Here is a 25,938-nt window from a genome sequence, read left to right on the forward strand (position 1 = left end):
CGATGCACAAGCCGGCGAGCGGCGAGGCGGTCGTCGAAGTGACAGCGGCGGATCTGCGCGGCGGCGCCGTGTTCTGCCCGAATCCGAAGATGCCGCTGTGGAGCAACCATCCGCGCATCTTCCTGCGGCTGAACGACGAGGGCCGCTGCAAGTGCCCGTACTGCGGCACCGTCTACCGCCTCGCCGCCGGCGAAAAGCTGGCGTCGCATTGAAGACGCGCTCGCTCGTTGTCGCGCCGCAGTGGATCGGCGACGCGGTGATGGCCGAGCCGATGCTCGCCGCGCTCGCCGCGCGCGGCGAGGTGCTGACGGTGGCCGCGCTGCCCTGGGTCGCGCCGGTGCTGCGCGCGATGCCGCAGGTCGCGGACATCGTCACCATGCCCTTCGAGCACGGCCGGCTCGACCTGCGCGGCCGCCTGGCGACCGCCCGCACGCTGCGCGGCCGCTTCGACGCCGCCTACGTGCTGCCGAACACGCTCAAGTCCGCGCTTGTCCCGTGGCTCGCGCGCATCCCGCGGCGCGTCGGCTACCAGGGCGAGGGCCGCATCGGGCTGCTCGACGAGCGACTGCCGAACCCGATCGGCAAGCCGCCGATGGTCGGCTTCTACGGCGCGCTGGCCGGCGGCGTGGCGGCCGACGCACGGCCGCAGTTGCGGCTCGACGGCGCCGTGGTCGATGCCGCGCTCGCGCGCCACGGTGTCGAAGCGCGGCGCTACTGGGTCTACGCGCCGGGCGCCGAATACGGCGGCGCGAAGCGCTGGCCGCCCGAGCACTACGCCGAGCTCGCGCGGACCATGCACGCGCGCGACGGCCTGCCGATCCTGCTGCTGGGCTCGGCCAAGGAAGCCGAGATCGGCGAGCGCATCGCCGCGCTCGCCCCGGGCGCCTGCCGCGTGCTGGCGGGCCGCACCTCGCTCGACGACGCGATGGCGCTGATCGCCGCCGCGCGCGGTGCCGCCAGCAACGATTCGGGGTTGATGCACGTGGCGGCCGGCTTCGGCGTGCCGCAGGTCGCGCTGTTCGGCTCGACCAGCCCCCAGCACACGCCGCCGCTCAACCCGCATGCGCGCGTGCTGTGGTTGAAGACGATGCGCGGCGCGACGCCGCTCGACTGCCAGCCCTGCTTCGACCGCGAGTGCCGCTTCGGGCACCTGCTGTGTCTGAAGTCGATCGAGCCTGCGATCGCCGACGAAGCTCTGGAACAAAGCGTCGCCTGTGCGAACCGCCTCCCCGGCAACCGCCGCGGATCCGGCTTCGCCGGTCCGCCAGCGGCGCCCCCTGGATGGGGAGCGGCGTCAAGCCGCAACGGGGCTGGCTCGCATCACTTGCCGTAGAAGACGTAGTCCGCGGCGTAGGTGACGATCTTCTTCTCGCCCTTGTTGCCGTCGGCGCACGGTGTCGCCGGCGCCACGCCACCGACGGTCTTCAGGCGCTGGATGTAGCTCACGCCCTGCATCGCGCCGGCGCCGGTGGCCGGGTCGGCCTTGACCAATTGCAACGGGATCGAGCCCGGCGTGCCGGTGTTCGGCGCGACGGCGACCTGCTTCGCGGTGACGCGCGAGCCGTCGTTCGAGACCCAGGTCGCCGGCGGGCCGAAGTAGCTGCCGACATCCTTGCCGCTCGCGTCCTTCAGCTTCGCGGCCGGGCCGACGAAGACCCACTCGTACTGGCCGGCCATGTCCTTCTTCTCGCGGCATTCGTAGGTGATCTGGCCGGCGTCGGTGGTCGTCCACAGCTTCTGCGTCTCGCCGGCCGGCACGCGCACGGCCTCGGGCAGTGCGGCGTTGTCCACCTTCATCGGCGACATCATCGGCGTGCTCGTGCAGGCGCCCAGCACGAGGGCAAGGGCGGTCGAGGTGATCGGAAGGGCAAAGCGCATCGGGTGCTCCTGTTGATGGGGTCGAACGGAGGGCCGCAAGCCCTCCCGTCGCCCACTACGGAGCACGGCGCCCGCGCGGATGCAGGCGGCAAGAAAAATCAGATCTGCAGCTTGCCGACCGAGACGACCGGGCCGGTGGGCCCGCCGGTCGGCGAGCCGCCGGCCGGCTCGAGCGTCACCGCGAACGCGGCGGTGCCCTGCAGCAGCTGGGCGCGCTGCACGACGGTCGCCTGCTCGCCCGAGACCAGCCCCAGCGAACGCGGCGCGCCCTGCGACGGCACGGCCCACAGCTCCAGCGCGCGGCCGGCGCCGGGCGCGATGTCGTGGATCGGCCGGACCACCAGCGTGCGCCCGTCGGCCGACACCGCCGCCGCGAAGCCGGCCTGCAGCACGCTCGCGGCTTCCGGGTTTGGCGCGATCACGACGACGATCGGCGCCGCGGACACCACGGCCGGCTTCGGCTGCGCGAGCAGCAGCGCGAAGCCCAGCGCCGCGACGGTCGCGACCGCCGACACGCCGCGCCACAGCGCGAGCCGCTGCCACAGGCCGGCCGGTGGCGTCGCCGACGCGTTCGAGGGCTCGCCGAACAGCCGCTGCTGCAGCCGCGCCCACACCGCCGCGGAAGGCTCGACCGGCCGCACGGCGGCTGCCAGCGGCATCAGCTTCGCCTGCCAGCCCGCGACCGCGGCGCGCAGCACCGGGTGCGCCGGCAGCAGGGCCTCGAAGCGCCGACGCGCGGCGCCGCGCAGCGTGCCGAGCACGTACTCGCCCGAAAGGCGGTCGGCGAGGGCGGGGCGGCCGTAGTCCATGTCAGCGCCGCCCGGACGCCCGAAGGCGCGGCAACGGCCCCTCGGGAGGCGATGAACGAAGCGAGCTTGGCGGCTTCATGTCAGACGGCGCCGTTGCGCTCCAGGCAGCTCTTCAACGCGATGAGGCCGCGCCGCACCCAGCTCTTCACCGTGCCGAGCGGCTGCTTGAGGTGCTCGGCCACCTCGGCATGCGACAGACCCTGGAAGAAGGCCAGCGCGAGGCTCTGCTGCTGCTCGCCCGAGAGCGCGCCGATGCAGCCGCGCAGCGCGCGGGCATCGTCCGCATCGGCCAGCCTTTCAAAGGGGCCGGCGTTCGGGGAAGCCAGATGGTCGAGCATGTCCGTTTCGTCGTCGTCGCCCAGGCCGCCGGCATTGCTGACCGTGGTCGGCTCGGCCTGGCGGCGGCGCAGGCTGTCGATCGCGCGGTTGCGCGCGATGCTGGTCAACCAGGTGAGCGGTTGGCTCAGCGTGGCGTCGAAGCCCTGGGCCGCGCGCCAGACGCTGACGTACACCTCTTGCAGCACGTCTTCCGCCTGGGCTCGGTCCTTCTGGATACGCAGCACCACGCCGAGCAGATGCGCGCTGGTGGCGTCGTAGAGCGTGCCGAAAGCTGCACGGTCGCCGAGCGCGACGCGGCTCATCACCGCCGCAAGCTCGCGGCTCTTGTCGCTCCAATCGGTGGTGGGCTTGGCTGGATGGGCCATAGGGCGGCGGATTCTAGGAGTCGATTCCTCGGCGTCGCGCCTGGGGTGTTGCCGGAGGGCGGTGCCTAGAATCCGCGCCTCCATGCCGCCGAAGCCTAGTGCTCCACCGTCGTCGCCCGACGACATCGAGGCCCAGTTCTACGAGGCCTTGCAGCAGGCCGACATCGACAAGCTGATGTCCGTGTGGGCCGACGACGAGGAAGTTGCGTGCGTGCATCCGGGCGGGCCGCGCATGGTGGGCGCGGGCGCCATCCGCGCGGCCTTCGAGGCGATCTTCGCGAACGGCGCGATCGACGTCGAACCCGAGAAGGTGCGGCGCCTGCGCACGCATGCGAGCGCGGTGCACCACGTGCTCGAGCGCGTGCAGGTCACCAGCGACCAGGGCCTGCAGAAGGCCTACGCGATCGTCACCAACGTCTACATCCTGGGGCCCCAGGGTTGGCGCATGGTGCTGCACCACGCGAGCCCCGGCATGGCGCGCGAGCTGCAGGAAATCTCCGAAGCGCCCTCGACGCTGCACTGAACCGTGGACGGCTCGGCAGGGACGCCCGCCGGCGTCGAGACGCGGCCGGGTGGCGCAGCGGCGCCGGTGCGTGTCGGCCAGCGCTGGCCGACGCCGTGGTGGCTGCCCGGCGGCAACGCGCAGACGATCTGGCCGGCGCTGTTCGCGCGCGACCGGCGCGGCGCGCCGACCCGCTGGCTGCGCGAGCGCTGGGCCAGCCCCGACGGCGACTTCATCGACGTCGACCACCTGGATGCGAACGCGCCCGAAGGCGCACCGCAGCTCGTGCTGTTCCACGGCCTCGAGGGCTCGTCGGCGAGCCACTACGCGCACGCCTTCGCGAGCCTCGCGAGCGAGCGCGGCTGGCGCCTCGCGCTGCCGCACTTCCGGGGCTGCTCGGGCGAGCTGAACCGTGCGCCGCGCGCCTACCACTCGGGCGATTTCGAAGAGATCGGCTGGGTGCTCACGCGCTTGCGGGCCACGTCGGCCGCGCCGGTGTTCGCCTGCGGCGTCTCGCTCGGCGGCAATGCGCTGATGCGCTGGGCCGAGGAGGCCGGCGCAGGCGCGGCGCGCATCGCGCAGTCGCTCTGCGCGATCTCGGCGCCGCTCGACCTGGCGGCCGCCGGCCATGCGATCACCCGCGGCTTCAACCACCTCGTCTACGACCGGATGTTCCTCGCGACGATGAAGCCGAAGGCGCTTGCCAAGCTCGCGCAGCACCCGGGGCTGTTCGATCGCGAACGGCTCATCGCGGCGCGCGACCTCTACGCCTTCGACGACGTCTTCACCGCGCCGCTGCACGGCTATCGCGGCGTCGACGATTACTGGGCGCGCGCCTCGGCCAAGCCGCGGCTCGCGGATGTGCGCATCCCGGCGCTGCTGATCAACGCGCGCAACGATCCCTTCGTGCCGGCGTCGAGCCTGCCGCGGCCGGGCGAGGTCGGCGCGCACGTGCGGCTGTGGCAGCCGGCGACCGGCGGTCACGTGGGATTCGCGAGCGGCGGCTGGCCCGGCGAGGTGCTGGCGATGCCCGAAGCGGTGCTCGACTGGCTCGCATCTCCGTGCTGAGCGCGCAGGTTTCGCGGCCTTCGACAATCGCCGCGATGGACGATCTCGTTGTCGCGGCACTCCAGAAATGGCCGAACGTGCCGGCCTGTCGCGGCTGGCTCGGGCTCGACGCGCGCGGCGACTGGTACATGCGCGACGAGCGCATCCAGGCCGCCGGCGCCTTCCCGCACCCGAAGGGCAGCCGCATCGAGCACGACAAGCTGATCGACTTCATCGCGCGCAACTACGGCGTCGATGCCGACGGCGCCTGGTTCTTCCAGAACGGGCCGCAGCGGGTCTACGTCGAGCTCGAGGCCGCGCCCTGGGTCTGGCGGCTGCGGACCGACGGCGCGCAGCCGACGATCACCAGCCACACCGGCCGCGCCGCGCGCTTCGAGTCGGCCTGGCTCGACGACGCCGACCGGCTGTTCCTCGCGACCGACCTCGGCCTCGGTATCGTGCACAGCATGGACATGCACGAGGCGGCCGCGGCCGTCGAGGCCGGCGCGTGGCGCCCGCAGGCGGCGCGTTTCGCGCAGCTGCCGGCGCGCTTCGGCTACCGGCTCAGCCCGGCGAGCTAATTCGCGGCGGCCGAAGCGGCGGGCGCCGGCGCGGCCGGCTTCGGCTCGGCGAGCTTGCCGCCGCTGCCGTTGGCCAAGTGGACCACCGCGCGGCCGATCTCGAAGTCGCTGAAGTCGCCGCCGCCCTGCGGGCCCATTGCGCCCTTGCCCTTGAGCGCGGAGTTGAGCAGCGTCTCGTAGCCCTGCGCGATGCGCGGTGCCCAGGCCGCGGTGTCGCCGAGCTTCGGCGCACCGGCGACGCCGGCCGCGTGGCAGGCGGCGCACTGGGCGGCATAGACCTCGGCGCCGGCCTTCATCGAGGTGACGTCGCTCGCGTCCTTCACGACCACGCTGCCGACCGGCGCCAGGCGCGCGGCGATCGCCTTGTCGGTGAATTCGTCGCTGCCGGCCGCCGGCTTGGTCGAGGAGCCGACATAGCCGGCCAGCAGCACGATCACCGCGATCGGGATCACGAACGAGAAGACGACCGCCAGCACCAGCTGCTTCGGCGTGCGGATCGGGCCTTCGTGGTTGGGCTCCGGATCCCCGTGCGCAGGGGCGTGCTTCGATGCGGCGTCGCTCATGAAATCCTCGGAAAAGCGGGTGGCGGGCTGCCTGGGCGCGGCGCCGGCGGTGCGCTGTTGAAGCGGGTTGCCGGCCGCGTTTTTGGAGGCGGCGGAGTATACGAGTCGCCTCCCGCGCGGCTTCGGATGCGCGGTGCCGAAGCGCCTCTCGCGCAAGAGGGCGGCGATAGAATCGCGGCTCGTCGCGTCCGTAGCTCAATGGATAGAGTACTGCCCTCCGAAGGCAGGGGTTGCTGGTTCGATCCCAGCCGGGCGCGCCAACCTCCTCGCCTCACGTTCGACCGCCCGCAGCACTGAGGCCCGCGGCTTCGACGCATGCCGCGCTTCGCCGCCAACCTCTCGACGCTCTACCCCGAGCACGCCTTCCTCGATCGCGCCGAGGCCGCGGCGCGCGACGGCTTCGCGGCGGTCGAATGCCAGTTCCCCTACGAGCACGGGATCGAGCGCTTCCGCGAGCGTCTCGACGCGACGCGGCTTTCGCTGGTGCTGCTGAACGCGCCGGCCGGCGACTGGCCGCGCGGCGAGCGCGGCTTCGCCGCGGTGCCCGGCCGCGAGGCGGAATTCCGGCGCAGCGTCGAGCAGGGCATGGACGCCTGCGAACGCCTCGGCAGCCCGCGCCTGCACCTGCTCGCCGGCTGCCGTGCGCAGGGGTTCGACGCGGCGGCGCACGCCGCCTGGCAGGCGACCTACCTCGCGAATCTGGAATGGGCCGCGCGCCGCGCGGAAGGCCGCGGGCTCACGCTGCTGATCGAGCCGCTGAACCCGCGCGACGTCCCGGGCTACTTTCTCAGCCGGCAGGACCATGCGCACGCGATCGTCGCGGCCGTGGGCGCCGCGCACCTGCAGGTGCAGATGGACCTCTACCACTGCGCCCTCGTCGAGGGCGACCTTGCCGCCCAACTTGCCCGCTGGCTGCCCGGCGGCCGCGTCGGCCATCTGCAGATCGCGGGCGTCCCCGCCCGCCAGGAGCCGGATCGGGGCGAGGTGGACTTCGGCGGGCTGTTCGAGCGCATCGACGCGCTCGGCTGGGCCGGCTGGGTCGGCTGCGAGTACCGGCCGCGCGCGGGCACCTCGGAAGGTCTGGTCTGGCGCGAACGGCTGGGGGCTCAGCGCCAGAGGTAGGCGACGACGAAGACGCCGACCATCACGAACACCAGCGCGATCTTCACCGCGGTGCCGACGATGATGCCGATCCAGGTCGCGGTGCCGACCTTCAGGGCCTGCGAGGTCGTGCCGCCCTGCAGCGCGCCGGGCTGGTGGCGCAGCGCGTACAGCTCGCCGGCGACCGCGCCGACGAAGGGCATGAACAGCACGCCGACCAGCCCCATGAACAGGCCGAGCACCGTGCCGAGCGCCGCGCCGATCAGCGCCCAGCGGCTCGCACCGACCTTCTTCGCGCCGAGCAGCGCGGCGACGTAGTCGGTCGCCCAGGCCAGCAGCGCCAGCACGGCGATCACGCCGAGCGACCAGCCGCCCACGCGCTCGAACCCGTCGATCCACGCGCCCAGGAGGAGCCCGGCCAGCACCAGCAGCGTGCCCGGCAGCACCGGCAGGACCGTGCCGGCCAGGCCGGTCAGCACCAGCAGGATGGAAAGCGTCCACCACAGCGCGGCGGGCACCGCGGGCATCAGGGTCGTGAGTGCGTCCATGGCGACCGAGGATAGCGGCGGGCCGTGGCAGCAGCCCGAAGCTTGCCGCGATCGAGCGCAACGCGCAGCGCGCTCAGCGCGGCACCGCTGCGGCGACCTCGGCGGCGAAGCGCTCGATCAGCGCGCTGAACGCCGCTGGCTGCTCCAGCGCCGAAAGGTGCGCGACATCGGCCATCAGCTCCAGCCGCGCGCCGGCGATCCGCGCCGCGATCGCCTGCGACATCGCCGGCGGCGTGCCCGCATCGGCCGCGCCGGCGATCACCAGCGTCGGCACACGGATGCCGTCCAGGCGGTCGAGCGCATCGTGCTCGCGCACCGCGTGGCCGGCTGCGACGTAGGCGCGCGCGTCGTTGCTGACGATGCGCCGCCGCCAGCGCGCGACCTCGGCCGGCCGCTCGCGCCGGAAGGCTTCGGAGAACCAGCGCGCCATCGTGCCGTCGGCGATCGTTTCGAGCCCGCCGGACTCGATCGCCGCGATGCGTTGCAGCCACGCCTCGCGGCCGGCCTCGTCGAAGCGCGCGCTCGAATTCGCGATCACGAGCGCGGCCAGCCGCTGCGGCGCGCGCAGCGCCAGCTCCTGCCCGACCATGCCGCCGAGCGACAGGCCGACCCAGAGCACCGGGCCGAACGCCAGCTCGTCGAGCAGCGCGGCGGCGTCGTCGGTCAGCTGCGCCATCGTGTACGGCCCCGGCGGCGCGGCCGAGTCGCCGTGGCCGCGGTGGTCGTAGCAGACGACGCGGTGCGTGGCTGCGAGCCGGTTCGCGACCGCGTCCCACATGCTCGCATCGGCGCCGAGCGCGTGGCTGAAGACGATCGTGCCGGCCGCGCGGCCGCTGCGCGCCTCGCGCACCGTGCAGTGCAGCGCCGGCTCGCCACGGCTCTTGCGGCTGCGGCCGCAGCCGGGATGGCCGGACTCGCCGGCCGGCTGCAGCGGCAGCTCGTGGCCGAGCTCGCGCAGCAGCCTGGCCGCGATCGCCATGCCGGTGTTCGCGGCCGGCACGCCGGCATAGACGGCCGCCTGGATCAGCAGCTCCCTGACTTCGTCGGGCGTCAGGGCGCTTGCGGCATCGTCGCCTGCGCCCAGGCTCGCGCCCGAGCCGCCGGCGAGCGCGGCGCGCAGGTGCAGCTCGAACTCTTCCCAGCGCCCGAGCGCGCAGGTGATCGCGAGCACGATCACGCGCCGCGTCTTCGCCGCAAGCCCCGGCCGGCCCCAGACCTCGTGCCAGGCATAGCGGGTGATGAAGTTCTGGAAGTCGGCGTTGAAGGCGGTCGACTGCGTCGTCGAGCGATCGACCCAGGCGTCGCCCAGCATCGCGCGGCGGTTGCGCAGGCCGCGTTCGTAGTCGTGGTCGTGGGCGTCCATGGCGGCGTTCGGTGGGTATCGCGGGGAGTCGCGATGATGCGCGTCGAAACATCGCGCGCGCAGGCGCTGCGCTATGGTCGCGCCCACCATGCGGCAGGGCCCCGGCTTCGGCACCGACGTGCGTCGCGCGATCGCGGCGGGCGCAGCCGTTGCCGCCGCGCTGCTCGCCGGCTGCAGCCTCGCGCCGAAGAACGACGGCCCGCCCGAGCAGGCGCCGCCCGGCGCGGTCGCGATCCCCGACGCCGAGCCGCGCATCGAGCCGATCAAGCCCGGCGGCGCCAACAAGCCCTACGAAGTGCTGGGCCAGAGCTACACGCCGATCGCACGCGACGCGCCGCTGCGCGAGAAGGGCATCGCCTCCTGGTACGGCCGCAAGTTCCACGGCCGCAAGACCGCCAGCGGCGAGCTCTACGACATGCACGCGATGACCGCGGCGCACAAGACGATGCCGCTGCCCAGCTACGCCCGCGTGCGCAATCCGGCGAACGGGCGCGAGGTGATCGTCCGCGTCAACGACCGCGGCCCCTTCGTCGCCGGCCGCGTGATCGACCTGAGCTACGCGGCGGCGGTCAAGCTGGGCGTGCAGCGCGGCATCGCGCCGGTCGAGCTGGAGCGCATCACCTTCGACGAGATCCGCAGCGGCGCGTGGCGGCGTGAAGGGGCCGGGGCCGCCGCGGCGCCGGCGGCGGCAGCCGTGCCCGCCGGCACGACGGCGCCGCAGCCGGAGCCGACGCCGCCCGCCGTCGCGCAGGAGGTCGCGCTCGCCGTGCCGGTGGCAGCTGCCGCACCCGCGGCCGAGGCGAGCCCCGCCGTGAGCCGCGCCGCCTCCAACGCGGCGCGCGGCTGGTGGGTCCAGCTCGGCGCCTTCCGCGAGCGCAGCGGCGCCGAAGGCTTCCGGCAGCGCGTCGCCGGCGAGCTCGACTGGATCGCGCCGCTGCTTGCGCTGATGGACGAGCGCCCGCTGTGGCGGCTGCAGGCGGGGCCCTTCCCGTCGCGCGACGATGCGCAGTCGGCCGCGCAGCGCCTGCGCGAGGCGCTGCAGCTCACCCCCTTGATCGTCGAGCGGCGCTGAACGTGGATTCGGTTTCGCAGTTCGTGCTCGGCGCCGCCTGCGCGGTCGCGGTGATGGGCCGGCGCACGGCGGTGTGGAAGGCCGCGCTCGCCGGCGGCGTGGCCGGCACGCTGCCCGACCTCGACGTGTTCATCGACCACGGCGACGCGATCGCCAACATGACGATGCACCGCGCGAACAGCCACTCGCTGTTCTGGCTCACGCTCGCCGCGCCGCTGGCCGGCGGCCTCGTGGCGTGGCTCGCGCGGCAGCGGGCGCTGTGGCGGCGCTGGTCGGTCGCGCTCGGCCTCGCGCTGGTCACGCATCCGCTGCTCGATGCGATGACGGTCTACGGCACCCAGCTGCTGCAACCGTTCAGCGAGCACCCGTTCGCGGTCGGCAGCATCTTCATCATCGACCCGCTGTACACGCTGCCGTTGCTGGCCGGGCTGATCGGCGAGCTGGCCGTGCGGGCGCCGCGGCGCGCGCTGCGCTGGAACGCCGCCGGCTTGCTGCTGTCGACCGCCTATCTCGGCTGGAGCGTCGCCGCGCAGCAGTGGGCGCGCGAGCAGGCGCTGGCCGCGCTGCCCGATCGCGGCGCCGGCCGCGCGGTGCTGGTGACGCCGGCGCCGTTCAACACGCTGCTGTGGCGCGTGGTCGCGATGCGGCCCGACGGCTACGACGAGGGCTACGTCTCGCTGCTCGACCGGCGGGCGGCCGGCGAGCCGATCCGCTTCGTGTTCCAGCCGACCGGCACCGCCCGGCTCGCGCCGGCCCTCGACACGCTGCCGTCCTTCCAGCGCATGGCGTGGTTCTCACGCGGCTTCTACGCGGTCGACGAACGGCCGTCGCAGCGGGCAGGCGGCGCACCGCGCGCCGTGCTGAGTGACCTGCGCATGGGGCAGGCGCCGCACTTCGTCTTCGCCTTCGAGATCGCCGAGCGCGGCGCCGACGGCCGCTGGCAAGCGGTGGTGGCGCGCAACATCGGCGGCCGCGGCGACCTCTCCACCGCTTGGCCGTGGCTCTGGCGGCGCGCGCTGGGCCAGCCGCTGCCGCCGCCCGGCTGAGGCCCCGCCTGCGCGTGCTGCCGGGCGCCGCGACGCTTGCATCGTTCGGCGGCCACCGAGACCCCGGTTTCCCGAGGGCTCGCGGGGGAGCATGCGACCGACGGGGTCGGCCGCAGCGGCACGACCGCTCGACGATCACGGCGTCGTGCCCGCTCGCCTTTTGCTCATGCGCCTTGCAAGGCATCCACCGGGTCCTCGCGCGAGGCCCGCAGCGCGGGGTAGACACCCGCCGAGACGCCGATCACCAGCGAGATCGCCAACGCCGACGCGATGCTGCCGGCGGAGAGCACGAAGGGCAGTTGCGTCAGCCATGCGGCGCCCGCCGCGGCCAGCAAACCCACGACGATGCCGAGTGCGCCGCCGGCCATCGACAGGAGCGTGCTTTCCATCAGAAATTGCAAAACGATGTCGGTGTCTTCGGCACCGACGGCGAGGCGGATACCGATCTCCCGCCGCCGTTCGACCACCGCCACGAGCATGATGTTCAGGATCCCCAGCCCGCCGACGAACAGTGAAATGCTGCTCAACGCCGTCAGGAACCGCGTGTAGGTCGCAGCTTGCCGGCGCCGCAGCTCGATGATCTTTTGCGACGTCGTCGTCTGCACCTGGCGGCCTTCCTGCCTCAAGCGGTCTTCCAAGGTCCTGGCGAACGCCGGTGGCGACACGTCCGGCCGCACTCGCATCGCAAAGGACTGCTCGCGATCGAACTGCGGCAGGCGGGCGGCGGCGGACACCGAGACGAAGATGCTGGCATCGATCCGCACCGGAACGGTCGTTTCGGAGTTGCCGGCCGCGGACAACACGCCGGCCACATGGAAGGTGGTGCCGCAAAACGAGAGGGCTGCGCCGGGTTGCGTCGCGACGCCCGCGGCTTGCAGTTGCCGATCGACCTCGTGTCCGAGCACCACCCAAAGCGCCTTCTTGTCCAGATCGTGAAGGAAGCGGCCCCGCGCGACCTTGACCCCGAGGATGTGCTGCATGTCGGGCCGAACGGCCACCACCGGCGTGGCGGAACCGCCCTGTCGGCCTCCTGCAGCGGCTGGCTCGCACAACACCGGCATCAGTTCGGAGCCCAACTCGACCTCGGGCAGCGCCAGGACGTCGTGCAATGCCAGCAGCGGCCGGAGCGGGACATGTGGTTTTGGGGGCGCACGCGCAACGGGCGCGCCCAGGTGTTCGAAGCCCGGTCCCTGCCAGACGCGCACATGGACGACTTGCGTGCCCATCGCGTCGAACTCGGCCAGTGCCTGCCGCTCGACGCTTTTGCCGATGCTGATCAGCGCCACCACGGCCGCCACGCCCACCACGATGCCCAGCAGGGCGAGCGATGCGCGCTCCCGCGCGGTGCCGAGGCCCTGGAGCGCGAACAAGCCGGCCGATCGCCAGCGCTGGACCACCGCCGGACCGCATCGGCCACCGCGCCGCGCCATGGTCAGGCGGTCGCCGCGGCGTCCGGGCGTCGATCCGCCTGGATGCGGCCGTCGCGCATCTGCACGCAGCGCGGGAAGCGCGCGGCCACCGCGGCGTCATGCGTGATCATGACCACCGTGATGCCATGCGCCAGGTTGAGCTCCTCGATCAACGAAAGGATGCGCTGGCCATTGCCGGTGTCGAGTGCACCGGTGGGCTCGTCGGCCAGCAGCAGGCGCGGCGTGCGCACGATCGCACGGGCGATCGCCACGCGCTGGCGCTCGCCGCCCGAGAGCTGCGCGGGGCGGTGCGCGTGCCGGTCGGCCAGCCCGACGTCGTCCAGTGCACGTCGGGCCCGATGCTCGATCTGATCGAGCGGCAGCTGGGCGTAGTGCATCGGCAGGGCGACGTTCTCCAGTGCCGTCAGGTTGGGCAGCAGATGGAAATGCTGGAAGATGAAGCCGATCTTGCGGTTTCGAAGCTGCGCGCGCGCCCGGTTGCCCAAGGCGCCGACATCTTGTCCGTCAAACCCGTAGAGGCCCTGGGTGGGTCGGTCCAGCAGCCCGAGCACATGGAGCAGCGTCGATTTGCCCGAGCCCGACGGCCCCAGCACGGCGACCCGCTCGCCTGCCATCACGTCGAGCGACACCCCGGCCAGCGCATGCACGCATTCGCCCCCGACCAGGTAGGTCCGGTGCAGGCCGCTCAACGCGAGCAGCGGCGTTGCCGCAAGCGTGGTGCGCGAGTCATTCATCCGTCGGACGGCTCACGCCCGGAAGGGCCGGCGGGCCGTCTGCGACGGACGGAACCTCGGCGGGGCGCGGCAGCCAGACCTCGTCGCCCGGCTCCAGGCCCGTCACCACTTCGACCTGGTCGACCAGCGTCTTGCCCAGCTCGATCCTGACCTGCCCGGCCGGGCCGCCCGCCTGGCCCCGCCGCATCACGTGGGCGCTGCCATCGGCGCCACGCGACACCGCGGGAAGCGGCACCAGCAGGGCGGTCCGGCCTGCTTCCGGATGGATCCGCAGGCCCACGCCCATGCCGATGCGCAAGGCGGACCGTGCCTGCGGCGCGATGTCCCGGATCACCACCTGCACGTCGAACACGGCTGCGCGGCTGCTCCCTTCGCCCGGCGCCGTGTTCTTGCGGGCTTGCGACGAGATGTGCAGCAGCTCGCCCGTCAGGGACACGTCGGGATTGGCGTTGAGCACCACCTCGACCGTCAAGCCTGTCTTCACCCGCAGGATGTCGTATTCGTCCAGCCCGGCCCGCACCATGAACGTCGAGGTGTCGCCGATCGTCAGCAAGGTCTCCCGCGGGGTTACGAACGAGCCGACTTCCGGCTCCTTGGGCACGCCGCCATCCGAGCCTGCCGCGGCCGCCGGCAGCGACACCACGCCGGCGATCGGTGCCGCGATGCGGGCCTGACCCAGCTTCGTGCGCAGGTCCGCGAGCTTGCTGACCCGGTTGTCGTGTTCGAGCCGGGCCAACCGGTGCTGCTCGGCGCTGCCTTTTTCACGCGCCGCGGTCAGCGCGCTCTCGCCGTTGACCACCTGCGATTGCGCGCCGAGCAGCTCGCTCTGCACCGATTCCAGCTCGTTGCGCGCAACGATCCCCTGTTCGAACAAGGCCTGCGTCTCGGACTGACGTCGCTGCGCGGCCTCGAGCGCCGCCCGGCTGCTGCCCAGCTGACGCTGCGCCGCGAGGAAATCGGCGCCGGTCTCCCACTGGATCACCTGATTCAACGCCTGCTGCGCGCGGATCACGGCGGCCTCGGCATCGCGCAATTCAGTCAACAAGTCGACGCTGGACAGGGCCAGCAGCAACGCACCCTGCTCGACACGGTCGCCCGGGCGAACGGCCTTCGCGACGATCCTCCCGTCGAACGGCGCGGTGATGTTCACCGACGCGCCGGGTTCGAGCTGGCCGTCCAGCACGATGGCCTGGCTGGTTTCGCCGACCTGCAGTGCCACCCACTGGCCGTCGGCGGAGCCGACACCTGCAGGTCGCCCGACGATCACGACCGCCGCGACCAGCGCGCCCAGCAACAAGGCCGCGCCCAACAGCCGCGCGCGCCGTGCGGAAGCGCGCGCACCCACGCGCTGCAACACATGCTTCATGGCAACGATCCCGGCAGCAGCTCGGGAACCCACTGCGCGAGTATTTGCCCGGTCACGCGCTGCAGTTGGACGCGCGCGCGCGGCACGGCCAACTGGGCGTCGGCCGACACCGCCTGGGCTCGCTTCAGCGCGTCCTGGGCGGCCGACAGTTCGAAGGTGGTGCTGCGGCCGGCCTTGAGCTTCTGCAGTTCGACACCCAGCCGCTGCTCGGCAAGCGCCAGCGCCTGGCCCGCAAGCTCGCGCTGGAGCTTTGCGAAGCGCAGGTCACGCAGGGCGCTGCCCACTTGGTTGGCGACGGCCGAGCGCAGATCCTGCAGGAACCACTCGGCCTTCTGCAGCCCGACTCGGGCTCGCGAGAGCTGAAGCTGCAGCGGCGCGCGGTCCAGGGTGGCGGTGAAGCGCAAGCCGATCGACACACCGTAGCCTGATCTCTGCACGCCCGCGTCGGTCAACTCCGGCTTGAGAACGGGCTGCACCCCGGCGACCAGATCCACCTGCGGCAGCTTCTCGTTGCGGGCCTGCGTGATGGCGGTGCGTGCCAAGTTGACCGCCAGTTCGGCAACCTCGAGATCCTCGCGACTGTCTTGCGCCTGCGCGAGCAAGGCGTGTTCGGGCTCATCCGGGACGTCCCGGTCCGGCAAGCCCTCCCCCAGTTCCAGTTGCGCGGTGGGCGCCATCGCAGCCACGGGCCCCAGCAGTTCCAGCAGCTTTCGCTTGACGGCGTCCGCGGCATTTCGCTCCTGTGCAAGGGCAAGCTCGTTCTGCGCGATGTCGAACTCGGCCTGCAGCAAATCGCGCTGAGCCAGGCGCCCGGCCCGATACAGCGCCTCGTTGACCTCCAGGACTTGCCGGCTTTGCTGCAAGGAAAGCACCGCCAATTCAACCTGCGCATCCACTTGCTTGGCGTCGTGGTACGCAAGCACGACCGCGGCCACGGTCTCGCTCAGGAACTGCCGGTACTGGAGGCGGTTGACGGCATCCGTCAGACGCGCGTTCTCCAAGGCCAACGACGCGACGCTGGCATTGCCCTTGAGCAAGGGCTGCACCACGCGCAGGACGGTCTGGAGCGCTTGTTGGCCGCCCGACGCGCCGCGCAGCACCTGGCTGCGCGTCAGCTCGACTTGGGCGCCCGAAGCCAGCCTCCACGTCGAGCCGGCCGCCACGGTCGACACGGAAGAGCGGCTCTCGGCAGAACGTTCGATCTGTCCACCCAACGAATACTTCGGCTCGAACTCCGTCTCCGCGATCGCCAATTCCTGGCGTTGGAGCCCGCGGTCCAGCTGGCTCGCCCGCACAGCATGGCTCTGCTCGAGCGCCAACTGCAAGGCCGTCGCCAAGCTCAAGGGGCGAGGCAAGCGAGGCGTGCTCGAGTCCTGCCCAGACGCGGGCGACCCGTTGGAAGAAGCGCTCGGCACTTGTGCCTGGGCCGCGCAGAACGGCAGCCAAAGCGCTGCACACCCCGCAGCCAACCGGACGATCAAATGCATTCCACCGATTCGAAGAGGCACGGACGACCGAAGCGCAAGCGTTCCGTCGACCGGCCAAGCCATCAGGGCGGGCTTTCCCCGTCCCCGTGACGATCGATGCCCTGGCGATCTCTTGAGCTCATGCGCTCGAATATCCGCCGGCGCGAGGGCTCAATCTAGCTTTGCATACCAGTATTTGTTGTTGTCGGACGTGGGAAGCCACCATCGTTTCGCGTACTCCCTGCCGGCGCAGTCGCGCCGGCCGTAGTAGGAGATGGAAAACCAATAGTCCTTGTTGACGCTGAAATTGGTTTTGATATCTTGACGGCCGACCAAGTTGTAGCACCGTCTCCCATGATCCCGATTGTTGTGGACGAGGATCGAGTAGGGCGAGGCCGAACCGACGTCCACGTAAAGCAGGTGGATCCCCGCGCGTGGGTAGTCGGCATGGGCGTGATGCGCGAAGGCCAAGCCAGCGCCGACGGCCAGCATAGCCAGCGACTTCTTGGTAAGGGTCTTCATTTTCTGCTTTCTGAATTTTTCGTACGGGCGGCGGATATCCGCCGCCCCTTCTTCTAGTTCCCCATAACCCATTGTCTGTTGTTCATGAAGACGTACCAGTACTTGTTCTTGTCGAAGGACGGGGTCGAATGGATCCACCAGCGCTTGCCGCCCCCGCAATTATTGGAGTCCTTGTAGGCGCTGACGTCGAACAGGAACCCGTCTCGAACCTTGAACTGCGTCTTGAGCTCCCGTCCGGAATAATCGCGGCCCAGTACGTAGCATCTCGACCCGCCGCCGTCGCTGTTGATGATCCGCACCGATCGAGGCGTCACGTGCAGGTTGTTCATGTTGACGTAGGCATAGTGCTTGTCCTTGTCTCTTGCCTGGTTGGAAGCGCAATGAGTGTTGTTGCAGCTGTTCGTGAGGTTTGCCTGCGCGGGAATCGAGCCCAGTGCCGTCCACATCGAAATGCCGATGGCGAACATCTTCAGAAGCTTGCTTCGAGCGAGGCCCATTGCCGTTTGCATGATTTTCATCTGGTGTGTCTCCGGTGATTGTAAGAAATTCGTGTCCGACGTGATTGGTGTTCTGTTATCTTTTGTCTCCGAAAAATGCCGAACTGCAAGGGCTCTGGATGATTATTGGCGGTATGCCTTGGCGTGGCCGGATGCTAGGCAGATCGATGCCGGCAAAATGGAAAACAACACCGGTTCGATGGAATGCACGCGACTTCCGCGGGTAAACACCACGGCGGTCACCGCTTGGTCTGCGCGGCGCCAGCATGGCTACCGCACGCGATAGAGGGTTCTGGCGGTCAAACCCACGAGCTGCGTTCAATGGACGCTCACGCCCCTGTTTCGTGGGCACCGCCCGAGAGTTGCAGAAGTTGTTTGGCCGGCGCCGTCGGAGGCGGCCTCTGATGTAGGCCGTCTCCGACCTGCATGCGCGCGCCCCGACGATTCGCTTGGGCGGGGGCGCGATCTAAGGTTGCATTTCGCCCGCCAAGCCGGCGGGCCAAACCGTCGAAAGGAATCGACCGATGAGCAAGCTCTCCTTCTCGCTCAGCGCGCTCGCCGCCGCGTGTGCGCTGGCCACCGGCGCTCGTGCGCAGACCGTGGAGGTCCTCCCGCCCGCGGCGCAGCCCACCGCGCCCGCGCAGTCCACGATGCCGGCGCGCATCACGCCCGCTGCCGGCGCCCGGGCGCCCGGCGCGGTTGCGTTGCCGGACGCCTCCGGCGCAACGACCACCGCGGGCGGCGTGCCGGCCGGCGCGCAGCCGATCCCCGCGCAAGGCCTGCAGCGCCCGGGCGGCGACGGCATGCCGCCGGCACCGAAGCTGCAGCGCGCCGGCTCGATCGAATACATGAGCGGTGGTGCCGGCTTCGAGGCGCGCGAGGTGATCGAAGGCGCGACCCGCTTGAACGTCGACAACGTCTTCAGCGGCAAGGGCGGTCAGTACGTCGTCGCCGAGAAAGTGATGGTGCGCGGCCCCGATGGCACGACGACCGAGATCCGCAATGCCGGCCCGCTGCTGTCGATGGCGCTGCCGCCGGGCCGGTACACGATCGAGGCGATGGTCGAAGGCCGGATGCAGAAGAAGACGATCAACGTCGCGCAGCAGCCGGTCAAGCTGAACTGGAACTGGGCGAACGCCTCCTGATCCGCGCCGGCCTCGGCCGGCGCATGCCCGCTTCAGCCGATGCGGTGGACCTCGAGCTCCACCGCGTCGGCGCTGCGCGTGCCGCTTGCGAGCGCGAGCGTGCGGTTCAAGTGCAGCCAGGCCGGCGCGCCGGTCTGGAAGCGCATCAGCGTGCGGAAAAAGTAGTCGGCCGGCGCGACCGCCTCACCGCGCGCAAGCCGGGCCATCGCTTCCGGCGGGCCGTGGCGCAGCCCTTCGCTGATGATCTCGATGCGGCCGCCGTCGTCCGCCCGCAGCACGTAGTGCGCGGCGATCTCCAGCACGCCGTCGCGCCGCAGCACTTGCCAGTCGACGCCGCCCGGCTCGATCGCGCCGTTCAAGGCGGGCCCCTCGGCGGTGCCGCCGAGCAGCGGCACGTAGCGGCGTTCGCCGATCGGCGCGGCCCCCAGGCTCACCAGCGGGCCGACCTCGCAACGGATGCGGGCCATGAAATGCAGCGAAAGCGGAGCGTCCATCGTGCCGATGCTAGGCAGCGGCGGTGCCTTCCGGTGTCGTCTCACAGGACGACAGCCCGGGCCGCCACCGATGGCGGGCGCCGAGGCGCCGCCTAGCATCGGGCGGTGCGAGCCGCCCCGTTCTCCACCGAGCCCGTGGCCTTCGAGGCGCCGCCGCAGCGCGCGCTCGCCGCGCTGATCGCGACGATCGGCGCGGCCCGCTTTGCCGACACCGCGCTCGCCGCGCTGAACCACGGCGGCGTGCGCGCCGCTTCTTGGGCGGTCTACGAGCTGCGGCCCGCGGCGGCGCCGGTGCTGCACCTGTCGGCCAGCCTCGGCGTCGAGGACACCACCCGCGAGTGCTTCCGCGTCTACCGCGAATCGCTGTACCGCGCCGACCGCAGCTTCGCGACCGCGGGCGGCGCGCCCGAGCAAGCGCACCTGCTGCACCTGCGCGCCGACGAACTCCGCAACGCCGACCACCGCGACGCGATCTACCGCCGGCACCGCATCGGCGCGCGGCTGTCGGTCGCGCGCCGGCGGGCCGACGGCGCGCTGCTCGCGGTCAACCTCTACCGGCACGAGGTGCAGGGCACGGGCGGTTTCGCGGCCGGCGAAATCGACGCCTTCGCCGGCGTGGCCGGCGCGGTGCTGGCGGCGGTCGATCGACACATCGAGCTGCGCGACGGCGCGGCGCTGCCGGCGGCGCCCCCGGCGCGCGAGGCGCTGGCGCGGCGCTGCCCGGCGCTGACGCCGCGCGAGCTCGACCTCTGCGAACGCCTGCTGCGCGGCTGGAGCTACGACGGCATCGCCGCCGACCTCGCGCTGAGCCTGCCGACGGTCAAGACCTACCGGCGGCGCGCCTTCGAGCGCCTGGGCATCCACTTCAAGAGCGAGCTGTTCGCGCTGATGAGCGGCGCGCCGCACTGACGGCCGGCACCGCGCTGTCGTCTTTTGGGACGACAGGCGCCGGCCGGCGCGCCGCGCAAACTGCCGCGTCGCTCGCCGGAAGGATCCGCATGACCACGCTCCCGCGCCGCCATCTCGCGGCCTCGATGCTCGCCGCGGCGCTCTTTGTCGCGCTCCCGGCCATCGCTCAGGCGCAGTACCCGGAACGCGGCCTCAAGCTCGTCGTCGGCTTCCCGCCGGGCAGCGGCCCCGACGTGGTCGCGCGCACGCTCGGCCAGAAGCTCGGCGAGGCGCTGAAGCAGCCGCTGGTCGTCGACAACCGTGCCGGCGCCGGCGGCCAGATCGGTGCGCAGGCGGTCGCCAAGAGCGCGCCCGACGGCTACACGCTGCTGCTCGGCGAGGTCGGCTCGATCAGCATCGCGCCGGCCGTGTACTCGAAGCTGCCCTACGACCCGGCGAAGGAGCTGGTCGCGGTGGCGCAGGTCGCACGCGCCGACTTCGTGCTGGTGGTGCCGCAGGCCTCGCCGGCGCAGTCGGTGGCCGATCTGGTCAAGTCCGCGAAGGCGAGGAACGACCGGCTCAACATGGCCACCTTCGGCGCCGGCACGCCGGGCCACTTCGGCGCCGAACTGCTCGCGGGTCTGGCCGGCTTCGCCGTCGAGCCGGTGCACTACCGCGCGACCGGCGATGCGGTCACCGCGCTGATCGCCGGCGACGTGCAGGGCGCGCTGCTGAGCACCGCGCTCGCCGCGCCGCAGGTCAAGGCCGGGAAGATGCGCGCGCTCGCGACGACCGCGCCGGCCCGCTCGGCGCTGCTGCCCGAGGTGCCGACCTTCGCCGAGGCCGGCCTGCCGAAGATGGACGTCTCGGCCTGGTTCGCGGTGCTCGCGCCGGCCGCGACGCCGCCGGCGGTGCTCGACCTGCTCGGCCGCGAGGTGGTGGCCGCGGTGCAGTCGGCCGAGGTCGGGCCGAAGCTGCAGGAGGCCGGCTTCGCGGTGGATCCGCGCGGGCGTGCGGCGACCGAGGCCCTGCTCAAGTCCGAGGCGGCGCGCTGGGCTCAGCTCGTGAAGGCCGTTGGATTCAGAGGCGACTGACGCGCCAGCCGAACCGGCCGCGCCGGCCGCCGCAGATCCGGCTTGGCCGGGCCGCCAGCGGCGCCCCCTCGAGGGGGCGCGGCGAAGCCGCAACGGGGGTGGGCCTCAAGCTCGCCACGGCTGCTTGTAGAGGTGCTCGAGTTCGAGCCGCAGGCGCAGGAAGCGCGACTGCGCTTCGAGCTGCCGCGCATGCCGGCGCAGCTGCAGTTCGCGCCAGGTGCGCAGCGAGCGCAGCGCGCCGGCGGTGTCGCCGAGCCGGCTGCGCACCGCATGGCGCTGCTCGTGCAGGCCGAGGTGGCTCTGCCACTCGTGGCCTTCGTCGAGGGCGGCCTGCAGCTGGTCGAGCGTCGCGTCGGCGCGTGCGTCGTCGCCGGTGGCGGCCTGGGCCTGCGCGAGCAGAAGCCGCAGCCGGCGTGCGTGGCCGCGCAGGTCGTGGGCGAGCGCGCGCGCCAGCGCGGCTTCGAGCACCGGCAGCGCCTCGTGCGGCTCGCCGCGCAGCAGCGCCGCTTCCGCCTCGTGCACGCCGGTGAAGGCGGCGAGCCGGCTGTCGTGGCGCTCGGCTGCGAGTTGGCGGGTGCGCGCGGTGCTGACGGTGGCCGCGGCGACCTGCGCGAGGCAGGCCGCTTCGTCGCCGCTCTCGCGCAGCAGCCGCGCGGCCTGCAGGCAGACCGACGCATGGTTGGTGCAGACGGTCGCCTCCAGCGGCGCGGCGTCGGGCAGCGCGCGCAGATGGCCGGCCGCCTCGGCCAGCAGCCGCAGCGCGGCCCAGGGGTCGCCGATCAGCGCGAGGCACAGCGCCGCGGTGCCGCGCGCGCGCACGTGGTTGGTCAGCGACGCGGTGCGCGCGCCGTGCGCGTGCAGGAGGCGCAGCGCTTCGAGCGCGTCGCCGTAGTGGCCCAGCTCGCCGTGCACCACCACCGCGACGGCCAGCAGGTCGAAGCGCTCGGGCGCCTGGCCGCTGACGCCGAGCAGCTGCGCGACCGGCTCGAGCAGCTCGCGCGCCTGGCCGTATTCCCCGAGCCGGTAGGCCGCCTGAGCGGCAAGCTGGCCGGCATGGCCGCGCGCCTGGAGGTCGCCCTCGCGATCGAGCCACAGCCCGCGCGCCTCGCCGAGCGCCTGCGCGTAGCGGCCCGCGGCGTAGCTGGCCCGCGCCAGGTCGAGCGGGTTCGCTGGATGGGCCGGGTCATCGCTCACCGAACGATTTTGTGCCTGCGATGCGGGTGGTTGAAAGCGTCTCGCGGCCGTTGCGGTCTTCGTGAAGGCGCTCCGGGCCCGGGGGTCGAGGCCCGCTATGTGGAGGTCGGCATCGCGAACTCGGCCCCCTTGGGCGTGCCGGACTCGCGGTGGTCGGGCCAGCGCTGCATCACGGACTTCTGCCGCGTGTAGAAGCGCACCCCTTCCTCGCCGTAGGCATGCAGGTCGCCGAACAGGCTGCGCTTCCAGCCGCCGAAGCCGTGCCAGGCCATCGGCACTGGAATCGGCACGTTGATGCCGACCATGCCGACCTCGACGCGCCGCGAGAAGTCGCGCGCGACATGGCCGTCGCGGGTGAAGCAGGCGACGCCGTTGGCGTACTCGTGGCCGTTGACCAGCGCCAGCGCCTCGGCGAAGTCCTTCACCCGCACGCAGCAGAGCACCGGGCCGAAGATCTCCTCGCGGTAGATGCGCATCGACGGCTTGACGTGATCGAACAGCGTGCCGCCGAGGAAGAAGCCCTGCTCGCGGCCCGCGACGCGCAGGCCGCGGCCGTCGGCCCGCAGCGTCGCGCCCTCGGCGATGCCAAGCTCGATGTAGCCCTCGATCCGCGCCTTCGCCTCGGCCGTGACGATCGGTCCCATCTCGGCGTCGAGCGCCATGCCGTCGTTCACCCGCAGCGTCTTCGCGCGCTCGGCGAGCCTGGAGACGATCTGCTCGGCCACGTCGCCGACCAGCACCGCGACGCTGATCGCCATGCAGCGCTCGCCGGCCGAGCCGTAGGCCGCGCCGACCAGCGCGTCGACCGCCTGGTCGAGGTCGGCATCCGGCATCACGACAAGGTGGTTCTTCGCGCCGCCCAGCGCCTGCACGCGCTTGCCGTTCGCGGCGCCCGTCGCGTAGATGGACTGCGCGATCGGCGTCGAGCCGACGAAGCTCAGCGCCTTCACGTCGGGGTGGTGCAGCAGCGCGTCGACCGCGAGCTTGTCGCCCTGCACGACGTTGAACACGCCGTCGGGCAGGCCCGCGCGCTTCAGCAGCTCGGCGAGCGCCAGGCTCGGCGACGGATCGCGCTCGCTGGGCTTCAGCACGAAGGTGTTGCCGCAGGCCAGCGCGACCGGGAACATCCACATCGGCACCATCACCGGGAAGTTGAACGGCGTGACGCCTGCGACCACGCCGAGCGGCTGGCGCAGCACCCAGTTGTCGATGCCGGTGCCCACCTGGTCGGTGAAGTCCGTCTTCAGCAGCTGGGGCGCGCCGCAGGCGAACTCGACGATCTCGATGCCGCGCGTCACCTCGCCCTGCGCATCGGTGAAGACCTTGCCGTGCTCGGCGGTGATCATCGCGGCGAGCTCGTCGCGGTGCTCGTTCAGCAGCTGCAGGAACTTGTTCAGCACGCGCGCGCGCTTCAGCGGCGAGGCCTCGGTCCAGGCCGGCAACGCGGCCTGCGCGGCAGCGACCGCCTCGTTCACTTCGTCGGCCGAAGCCAGCGCGACCTGCCGCGCGATGCTGCCGCTCGCCGGGTTCCACACGGGCTGGCTGCGCCCACTCCTGCCGGGCCGGGCGTGGCCGGCGATGAAGTGGCCGGCCTCGGCCGCGGCGGTGAACGGCGTCATGGCGGACGCCGTGGCGGGGATCGATTCGGCTGCGCCCATGGCCGGCTCCTGGAGTTCGTCGGGACGGCGCACCTTAGGTCGCGCGGCGCGGCTTGACCAGCCGCCCGCCCTGACTTCATTGTTCGGTCCGGTGAACAATCTCCGGCATGAGCACCGACCCTTCGACCCGCACCGCCGCCGCGCCGCCCTGGGCGCAGGTGCACCTGCTCGGCGTGCTGGCGCAGAGCCACAGCTTCACCCGCGCGGCCGAGCGGCTGGGGTTGTCGAAGGCGGCGGTCAGCCAGCGCGTCGCCGACCTGGAACGCGCGGTCGGCGTGCCGCTGGTGGCGCGCACCACGCGCAGCGTGCGGCTCACGCCGGCCGGCCAGCAGCTGGTGGACGAGACCGCCGCCAGCTTCGCGCAGATCGAGCAGAGCCTGCACGGCGTGCGCGACCTCGCCGCGCAGCCGCACGGGCTGGTGCGGGTCACCGCGCCGGTGGCGTTCGGCCGCCAGCAGCTGGCGCCGCGGCTCGGCGGTTTCCTGCGCGCCTGGCCGAAGATCCGCATCGAGCTGGAGCTGTCGGACCGCTTCGTGAACCTGCCGCACGAGGGCTTCGATCTCGCGGTGCGCCATGTCAGCCAGCCGCCCGAGCAGCACGTCGCCTGGAAGCTGTGCGCGACGCGCACGGTGCTCGTCGCCTCTGCGGCCTACCTGAAGCGCCGCGGCCGGCCGCTGCACCCCGCGGAACTGAGCGGGCACGACTGCCTGCCCTACCTGCGCCAGGGCGCGGCGGTGTGGCCGTTCGAGCAGATCAAGCCGGTGCGCGGCGCCGAGCCCGAGCGGCTGCGCGTCGCGGTCGCGGGGCCGCTGCGCGCGAACAACTCGGAGGTGCTGCGCGAGGCGCTGCTCGCCGGCCTGGGCATCGGCCTGCTGCCCGACTTCAGCGTCGGCTCGGCGCTGGCGTCGGGCAAGCTGGTCGAGCTGCTGCCCGGCTGGCGGCCGCATGGCTTCTTCGGCGACGCGATCCACGCGCTGCGGCCGTCCGCGCCGCGGGTGCCGAAGGCGGTGCGCGCGCTGGTGGCGCACTTGCGCGAATCGTTGGCGGGCGGCTTCGACGGCTGAGGGGCCTGCGCGGCGGCGGGCTGCGGGCGCGCACCGCGAGCCGGGGCGGCGACCGGCCGGCGGGCCGCTCAGCCGAAGGCCAGCGCCGCCACCGGCGGCAGATGGTTCGACAGCGTGCGCCATGCGTCGCCTGCGCTTTCGCTGAGCCAGGCGTTGCCGGTGGTGGAGGCCATCGCGAGGCGCTCGCCGCTCGCGTCGACGACGAGCGCGTGGCGGTAGACGAGGTCGTAGCCGGGGGCCGCCGGCAGGCCGCGGGTGAGGGTCTCGAAGCTCGTGCCGCCGTCGCGCGTGCGGGTGACGGCGAGCTGGCCGTCGACCGGCACGCGGCGCTCGTCCTTCACCGCCGGCACGAACCACGCGGTGAGCGGGTCGCGCGGATGCGCCGCGGCCGCGAAGCCGAAGGTCGACGGGCCGGCGCGCTCGATCTCGCGCCAGCTTCGCGCGCCGTCGCGGCTGACGAAGATGCCGTTGTGATGCTGGGCCCACAGCGTGTCGGGCGCACCGGCGCACTGCACGACGCGGTGCGGGTCCTGCGCGTTCTCGTCGAAGGCCTGCTCGGGCGGCATGTAGGCCGCGCGCATGCCGCTGGCGCGGATCGCCCAGCTCGCGCCGCCGTCTTCCGTCTGCCAGACGCCGCCGGTGGACACGCCGACGGTGACGCGGCGGCTCGCGCGTGGATCGACCAGCACGCTGTGGATGCCGGGCCAGTCGTAGCCGCCGCCGCCCCAGGCGAGCCGCTCGGCGCGCAGCCACAGCGATTCGACGAGCTGCCAGCTCGCGCCGTGGTCGCGCGAACGGAACAGCCCGCCCGGAAGCGTTCCGGCCCACAGCAGGCCCGGTTCGTCGGCGCCGCCGGCCGCCAGCGACCAGATCAGCTTCAGGTCCCAGGGATGCGGGTCGTCCTGCAAGCCTTCGGGCTTGACCGGGTAGGCGGGCGCGGCGACCTCCTGCCAGCTGCCGCCGCCGTCGTCGCTGCGATGCAGCTTGCAGCCGAAATGGCCCAGGTTGAGCGCGGCATAGACCCGGCCGTCGCGCGGATCGACCAGCACTTGGCTGACCGGATCGCCGAGGAAGTGCACGTCGTGCGGGGCCCAACCGGCCGCGCCCCGCATCCACCGCAGCAGGCCCTTGCGGGTCGCGATCCAGAGGGTGTCGCCCATGCCCGTCTCCTT

The 25,938-nt window shown here is 72.2% G+C and carries 28 protein-coding genes and 1 tRNA gene; 13 read left to right on the plus strand and 16 right to left on the minus strand.

Annotation, left to right across the window (positions count from 1 at the left end; translation table 11 throughout):
- The first annotated feature begins 2 nt into the window (after nucleotides 1–2).
- The gene (locus tag VFR90_RS15430) at nucleotides 3–212 is read left to right on the plus strand and encodes a zinc-finger domain-containing protein (protein ID WP_326407039.1); all 210 of its coding nucleotides are present in this window, start codon (nucleotides 3–5) and stop codon (nucleotides 210–212) included.
- Nucleotides 209–1,333: a lipopolysaccharide heptosyltransferase II gene (waaF, locus tag VFR90_RS15435; protein ID WP_326407040.1), complete on the plus strand. Its 1,125-nt coding sequence runs from the start codon at nucleotides 209–211 to the stop codon at nucleotides 1,331–1,333. Before VFR90_RS15430 ends, waaF begins: the two co-directional genes overlap by 4 nt.
- Here the strand turns inward: waaF and VFR90_RS15440 are convergent.
- The 3 genes from VFR90_RS15440 to VFR90_RS15450 form a co-directional block, all read right to left on the minus strand.
- Nucleotides 1,321–1,878 (minus strand): DUF3455 domain-containing protein, encoded by a 558-nt coding sequence (locus VFR90_RS15440; protein ID WP_326407041.1) that lies wholly within the window; start codon nucleotides 1,876–1,878, stop codon nucleotides 1,321–1,323. The two genes, waaF and VFR90_RS15440, sit on opposite strands and share 13 nt — an antisense overlap.
- A gap of 98 nt (nucleotides 1,879–1,976) precedes the next feature.
- The gene (locus VFR90_RS15445) at nucleotides 1,977–2,687 is read right to left on the minus strand and encodes an anti-sigma factor (RefSeq protein WP_326407042.1); all 711 of its coding nucleotides are present in this window, start codon (nucleotides 2,685–2,687) and stop codon (nucleotides 1,977–1,979) included.
- A gap of 80 nt (nucleotides 2,688–2,767) precedes the next feature.
- The gene (locus VFR90_RS15450; protein ID WP_326407043.1) at nucleotides 2,768–3,391 is read right to left on the minus strand and encodes a sigma-70 family RNA polymerase sigma factor; all 624 of its coding nucleotides are present in this window, start codon (nucleotides 3,389–3,391) and stop codon (nucleotides 2,768–2,770) included.
- A gap of 82 nt (nucleotides 3,392–3,473) precedes the next feature.
- Here VFR90_RS15450 and VFR90_RS15455 point away from each other — a divergent pair, with 82 nt between their 5' ends.
- The 3 genes from VFR90_RS15455 (at nucleotide 3,474) to VFR90_RS15465 (ending at nucleotide 5,521) form a co-directional block, all read left to right on the plus strand.
- A complete protein-coding gene (locus VFR90_RS15455) occupies nucleotides 3,474–3,914 on the plus strand; it encodes a YybH family protein (protein WP_326407044.1) in 441 nt (146 codons plus the stop codon).
- Between the two features lie 66 nt (nucleotides 3,915–3,980).
- Nucleotides 3,981–4,961 carry a YheT family hydrolase gene (locus VFR90_RS15460; protein WP_326407124.1) on the plus strand — a complete coding sequence of 327 codons (981 nt, stop codon included), beginning with the start codon at nucleotides 3,981–3,983 and terminating at the stop codon, nucleotides 4,959–4,961.
- Nucleotides 4,962–4,996: 35 nt separating this feature from the next.
- On the plus strand, nucleotides 4,997–5,521 hold the full coding sequence (locus VFR90_RS15465) for a DUF2946 family protein (protein WP_326407045.1): 525 nt from the start codon (nucleotides 4,997–4,999) through the stop codon (nucleotides 5,519–5,521).
- Here the strand turns inward: VFR90_RS15465 and VFR90_RS15470 are convergent.
- Nucleotides 5,518–6,084, minus strand: a complete 567-nt coding sequence (locus VFR90_RS15470; protein WP_326407046.1) for a c-type cytochrome — start codon at nucleotides 6,082–6,084, stop codon at nucleotides 5,518–5,520. The two genes, VFR90_RS15465 and VFR90_RS15470, sit on opposite strands and share 4 nt — an antisense overlap.
- Nucleotides 6,085–6,268: 184 nt before the next feature.
- Here VFR90_RS15470 and VFR90_RS15475 point away from each other — a divergent pair.
- Nucleotides 6,269–6,344, plus strand: a tRNA-Arg gene (locus tag VFR90_RS15475).
- Between the two features lie 55 nt (nucleotides 6,345–6,399).
- Entirely contained in the window at nucleotides 6,400–7,206 is an 807-nt protein-coding gene (locus tag VFR90_RS15480) for a hydroxypyruvate isomerase family protein (RefSeq protein WP_326407047.1), read from the plus strand.
- Here VFR90_RS15480 and VFR90_RS15485 read toward each other — a convergent pair.
- On the minus strand, nucleotides 7,191–7,733 hold the full coding sequence (locus VFR90_RS15485) for a DUF456 domain-containing protein (RefSeq protein WP_326407048.1): 543 nt from the start codon (nucleotides 7,731–7,733) through the stop codon (nucleotides 7,191–7,193). The two genes, VFR90_RS15480 and VFR90_RS15485, sit on opposite strands and share 16 nt — an antisense overlap.
- Nucleotides 7,734–7,806: 73 nt before the next feature.
- Nucleotides 7,807–9,096 carry a bifunctional 4-carboxymuconolactone decarboxylase/3-oxoadipate enol-lactonase PcaCD gene (pcaCD, locus tag VFR90_RS15490; RefSeq protein ID WP_326407049.1) on the minus strand — a complete coding sequence of 430 codons (1,290 nt, stop codon included), beginning with the start codon at nucleotides 9,094–9,096 and terminating at the stop codon, nucleotides 7,807–7,809.
- A gap of 73 nt (nucleotides 9,097–9,169) precedes the next feature.
- On the opposite strand from pcaCD, the gene VFR90_RS15495 reads away from it, so the two are divergent.
- Together VFR90_RS15495 and VFR90_RS15500 are read left to right on the plus strand one after the other, a co-directional pair.
- Nucleotides 9,170–10,168, plus strand: coding sequence for a septal ring lytic transglycosylase RlpA family protein (locus VFR90_RS15495; protein WP_326407050.1), 999 nt, complete (start codon nucleotides 9,170–9,172; stop codon nucleotides 10,166–10,168).
- Nucleotides 10,169–10,170: 2 nt separating this feature from the next.
- Entirely contained in the window at nucleotides 10,171–11,214 is a 1,044-nt protein-coding gene (locus VFR90_RS15500) for a metal-dependent hydrolase (protein ID WP_326407051.1), read from the plus strand.
- Nucleotides 11,215–11,378: 164 nt separating this feature from the next.
- Here the strand turns inward: VFR90_RS15500 and VFR90_RS15505 are convergent, their stop codons facing one another.
- The 6 genes from VFR90_RS15505 to VFR90_RS15530 all read right to left on the minus strand — a co-directional run bounded on the left by VFR90_RS15505 (nucleotide 11,379) and on the right by VFR90_RS15530 (nucleotide 17,250).
- A complete protein-coding gene (locus tag VFR90_RS15505; protein ID WP_326407052.1) occupies nucleotides 11,379–12,611 on the minus strand; it encodes an ABC transporter permease in 1,233 nt (410 codons plus the stop codon).
- A gap of 35 nt (nucleotides 12,612–12,646) precedes the next feature.
- On the minus strand, nucleotides 12,647–13,378 hold the full coding sequence (locus VFR90_RS15510) for an ABC transporter ATP-binding protein (RefSeq protein ID WP_326407053.1): 732 nt from the start codon (nucleotides 13,376–13,378) through the stop codon (nucleotides 12,647–12,649).
- The gene (locus VFR90_RS15515; RefSeq protein WP_326407054.1) at nucleotides 13,371–14,744 is read right to left on the minus strand and encodes an efflux RND transporter periplasmic adaptor subunit; all 1,374 of its coding nucleotides are present in this window, start codon (nucleotides 14,742–14,744) and stop codon (nucleotides 13,371–13,373) included. The genes VFR90_RS15510 and VFR90_RS15515 overlap by 8 nt, the downstream gene beginning before the upstream one ends.
- Nucleotides 14,741–16,087, minus strand: coding sequence for a TolC family protein (locus tag VFR90_RS15520; protein ID WP_326407055.1), 1,347 nt, complete (start codon nucleotides 16,085–16,087; stop codon nucleotides 14,741–14,743). Before VFR90_RS15520 ends, VFR90_RS15515 begins: the two co-directional genes overlap by 4 nt.
- A 294-nt stretch (nucleotides 16,088–16,381) precedes the next feature.
- Nucleotides 16,382–16,804 (minus strand): hypothetical protein, encoded by a 423-nt coding sequence (locus tag VFR90_RS15525; RefSeq protein WP_326407056.1) that lies wholly within the window; start codon nucleotides 16,802–16,804, stop codon nucleotides 16,382–16,384.
- Nucleotides 16,786–17,250, minus strand: coding sequence for a hypothetical protein (locus VFR90_RS15530; protein ID WP_326407057.1), 465 nt, complete (start codon nucleotides 17,248–17,250; stop codon nucleotides 16,786–16,788). The genes VFR90_RS15525 and VFR90_RS15530 overlap by 19 nt, the downstream gene beginning before the upstream one ends.
- A 503-nt stretch (nucleotides 17,251–17,753) precedes the next feature.
- Between VFR90_RS15530 and VFR90_RS15535 the strand changes: the two genes are divergently transcribed.
- Nucleotides 17,754–18,374 carry a hypothetical protein gene (locus VFR90_RS15535; RefSeq protein WP_326407058.1) on the plus strand — a complete coding sequence of 207 codons (621 nt, stop codon included), beginning with the start codon at nucleotides 17,754–17,756 and terminating at the stop codon, nucleotides 18,372–18,374.
- A 32-nt stretch (nucleotides 18,375–18,406) separates the two neighbouring features.
- Here VFR90_RS15535 and VFR90_RS15540 read toward each other — a convergent pair whose 3' ends face one another.
- Nucleotides 18,407–18,868 carry a DUF3237 domain-containing protein gene (locus tag VFR90_RS15540; RefSeq protein ID WP_326407059.1) on the minus strand — a complete coding sequence of 154 codons (462 nt, stop codon included), beginning with the start codon at nucleotides 18,866–18,868 and terminating at the stop codon, nucleotides 18,407–18,409.
- Between the two features lie 105 nt (nucleotides 18,869–18,973).
- On the opposite strand from VFR90_RS15540, the gene VFR90_RS15545 reads away from it, so the two are divergent.
- Both VFR90_RS15545 and VFR90_RS15550 read left to right on the plus strand, forming a co-directional pair.
- A complete protein-coding gene (locus VFR90_RS15545) occupies nucleotides 18,974–19,777 on the plus strand; it encodes a helix-turn-helix transcriptional regulator (protein WP_326407060.1) in 804 nt (267 codons plus the stop codon).
- An 89-nt stretch (nucleotides 19,778–19,866) separates the two neighbouring features.
- Nucleotides 19,867–20,850 carry a Bug family tripartite tricarboxylate transporter substrate binding protein gene (locus VFR90_RS15550; protein ID WP_326407061.1) on the plus strand — a complete coding sequence of 328 codons (984 nt, stop codon included), beginning with the start codon at nucleotides 19,867–19,869 and terminating at the stop codon, nucleotides 20,848–20,850.
- A 105-nt stretch (nucleotides 20,851–20,955) separates the two neighbouring features.
- Here VFR90_RS15550 and VFR90_RS15555 read toward each other — a convergent pair whose 3' ends face one another.
- A complete protein-coding gene (locus VFR90_RS15555; RefSeq protein WP_326407062.1) occupies nucleotides 20,956–22,044 on the minus strand; it encodes an ATP-binding protein in 1,089 nt (362 codons plus the stop codon).
- A gap of 95 nt (nucleotides 22,045–22,139) precedes the next feature.
- Nucleotides 22,140–23,702, minus strand: coding sequence for a CoA-acylating methylmalonate-semialdehyde dehydrogenase (locus VFR90_RS15560; protein WP_414676544.1), 1,563 nt, complete (start codon nucleotides 23,700–23,702; stop codon nucleotides 22,140–22,142).
- Nucleotides 23,703–23,809: 107 nt separating this feature from the next.
- Here VFR90_RS15560 and VFR90_RS15565 point away from each other — a divergent pair, with 107 nt between their 5' ends.
- A complete protein-coding gene (locus VFR90_RS15565; protein WP_326407063.1) occupies nucleotides 23,810–24,766 on the plus strand; it encodes a LysR family transcriptional regulator in 957 nt (318 codons plus the stop codon).
- Between the two features lie 68 nt (nucleotides 24,767–24,834).
- On the opposite strand, the gene VFR90_RS15570 is transcribed toward VFR90_RS15565, so the two are convergent.
- Nucleotides 24,835–25,926 (minus strand): WD40/YVTN/BNR-like repeat-containing protein, encoded by a 1,092-nt coding sequence (locus tag VFR90_RS15570; RefSeq protein ID WP_326407064.1) that lies wholly within the window; start codon nucleotides 25,924–25,926, stop codon nucleotides 24,835–24,837.
- Nucleotides 25,927–25,938 lie beyond the last annotated feature (12 nt).

It is taken from the genome of Methylibium sp., assembly GCF_035762065.1.
Taxonomy (GTDB): domain Bacteria; phylum Pseudomonadota; class Gammaproteobacteria; order Burkholderiales; family Burkholderiaceae_C; genus Methylibium.

What these genes read in the sequence shown, in the direction of transcription:
- pcaCD (WP_326407049.1), bottom strand. Translation starts at nt 9,096, where the DNA reads ATGGACGCCCACGACCACGACTACGAACGCGGCCTGCGCAACCGCCGC.
- VFR90_RS15515 (WP_326407054.1), bottom strand. Translation starts at nt 14,744, where the DNA reads ATGAAGCATGTGTTGCAGCGCGTGGGTGCGCGCGCTTCCGCACGGCGC.
- VFR90_RS15570 (WP_326407064.1), bottom strand. Translation starts at nt 25,926, where the DNA reads ATGGGCGACACCCTCTGGATCGCGACCCGCAAGGGCCTGCTGCGGTGG.
- VFR90_RS15480 (WP_326407047.1), top strand. Translation starts at nt 6,400, where the DNA reads ATGCCGCGCTTCGCCGCCAACCTCTCGACGCTCTACCCCGAGCACGCC.
- VFR90_RS15550 (WP_326407061.1), top strand. Translation starts at nt 19,867, where the DNA reads ATGACCACGCTCCCGCGCCGCCATCTCGCGGCCTCGATGCTCGCCGCG.
- VFR90_RS15440 (WP_326407041.1), bottom strand. Translation starts at nt 1,878, where the DNA reads ATGCGCTTTGCCCTTCCGATCACCTCGACCGCCCTTGCCCTCGTGCTG.
- VFR90_RS15540 (WP_326407059.1), bottom strand. Translation starts at nt 18,868, where the DNA reads ATGGACGCTCCGCTTTCGCTGCATTTCATGGCCCGCATCCGTTGCGAG.
- VFR90_RS15565 (WP_326407063.1), top strand. Translation starts at nt 23,810, where the DNA reads ATGAGCACCGACCCTTCGACCCGCACCGCCGCCGCGCCGCCCTGGGCG.
- VFR90_RS15510 (WP_326407053.1), bottom strand. Translation starts at nt 13,378, where the DNA reads ATGAATGACTCGCGCACCACGCTTGCGGCAACGCCGCTGCTCGCGTTG.
- VFR90_RS15535 (WP_326407058.1), top strand. Translation starts at nt 17,754, where the DNA reads ATGAGCAAGCTCTCCTTCTCGCTCAGCGCGCTCGCCGCCGCGTGTGCG.
- VFR90_RS15525 (WP_326407056.1), bottom strand. Translation starts at nt 16,804, where the DNA reads ATGGGTTATGGGGAACTAGAAGAAGGGGCGGCGGATATCCGCCGCCCG.
- VFR90_RS15445 (WP_326407042.1), bottom strand. Translation starts at nt 2,687, where the DNA reads ATGGACTACGGCCGCCCCGCCCTCGCCGACCGCCTTTCGGGCGAGTAC.
- VFR90_RS15495 (WP_326407050.1), top strand. Translation starts at nt 9,170, where the DNA reads ATGGTCGCGCCCACCATGCGGCAGGGCCCCGGCTTCGGCACCGACGTG.
- VFR90_RS15470 (WP_326407046.1), bottom strand. Translation starts at nt 6,084, where the DNA reads ATGAGCGACGCCGCATCGAAGCACGCCCCTGCGCACGGGGATCCGGAG.
- VFR90_RS15455 (WP_326407044.1), top strand. Translation starts at nt 3,474, where the DNA reads ATGCCGCCGAAGCCTAGTGCTCCACCGTCGTCGCCCGACGACATCGAG.
- VFR90_RS15430 (WP_326407039.1), top strand. Translation starts at nt 3, where the DNA reads ATGCACAAGCCGGCGAGCGGCGAGGCGGTCGTCGAAGTGACAGCGGCG.
- VFR90_RS15560 (WP_414676544.1), bottom strand. Translation starts at nt 23,702, where the DNA reads ATGGGCGCAGCCGAATCGATCCCCGCCACGGCGTCCGCCATGACGCCG.
- VFR90_RS15465 (WP_326407045.1), top strand. Translation starts at nt 4,997, where the DNA reads ATGGACGATCTCGTTGTCGCGGCACTCCAGAAATGGCCGAACGTGCCG.
- VFR90_RS15485 (WP_326407048.1), bottom strand. Translation starts at nt 7,733, where the DNA reads ATGGACGCACTCACGACCCTGATGCCCGCGGTGCCCGCCGCGCTGTGG.
- VFR90_RS15450 (WP_326407043.1), bottom strand. Translation starts at nt 3,391, where the DNA reads ATGGCCCATCCAGCCAAGCCCACCACCGATTGGAGCGACAAGAGCCGC.
- VFR90_RS15530 (WP_326407057.1), bottom strand. Translation starts at nt 17,250, where the DNA reads ATGAAAATCATGCAAACGGCAATGGGCCTCGCTCGAAGCAAGCTTCTG.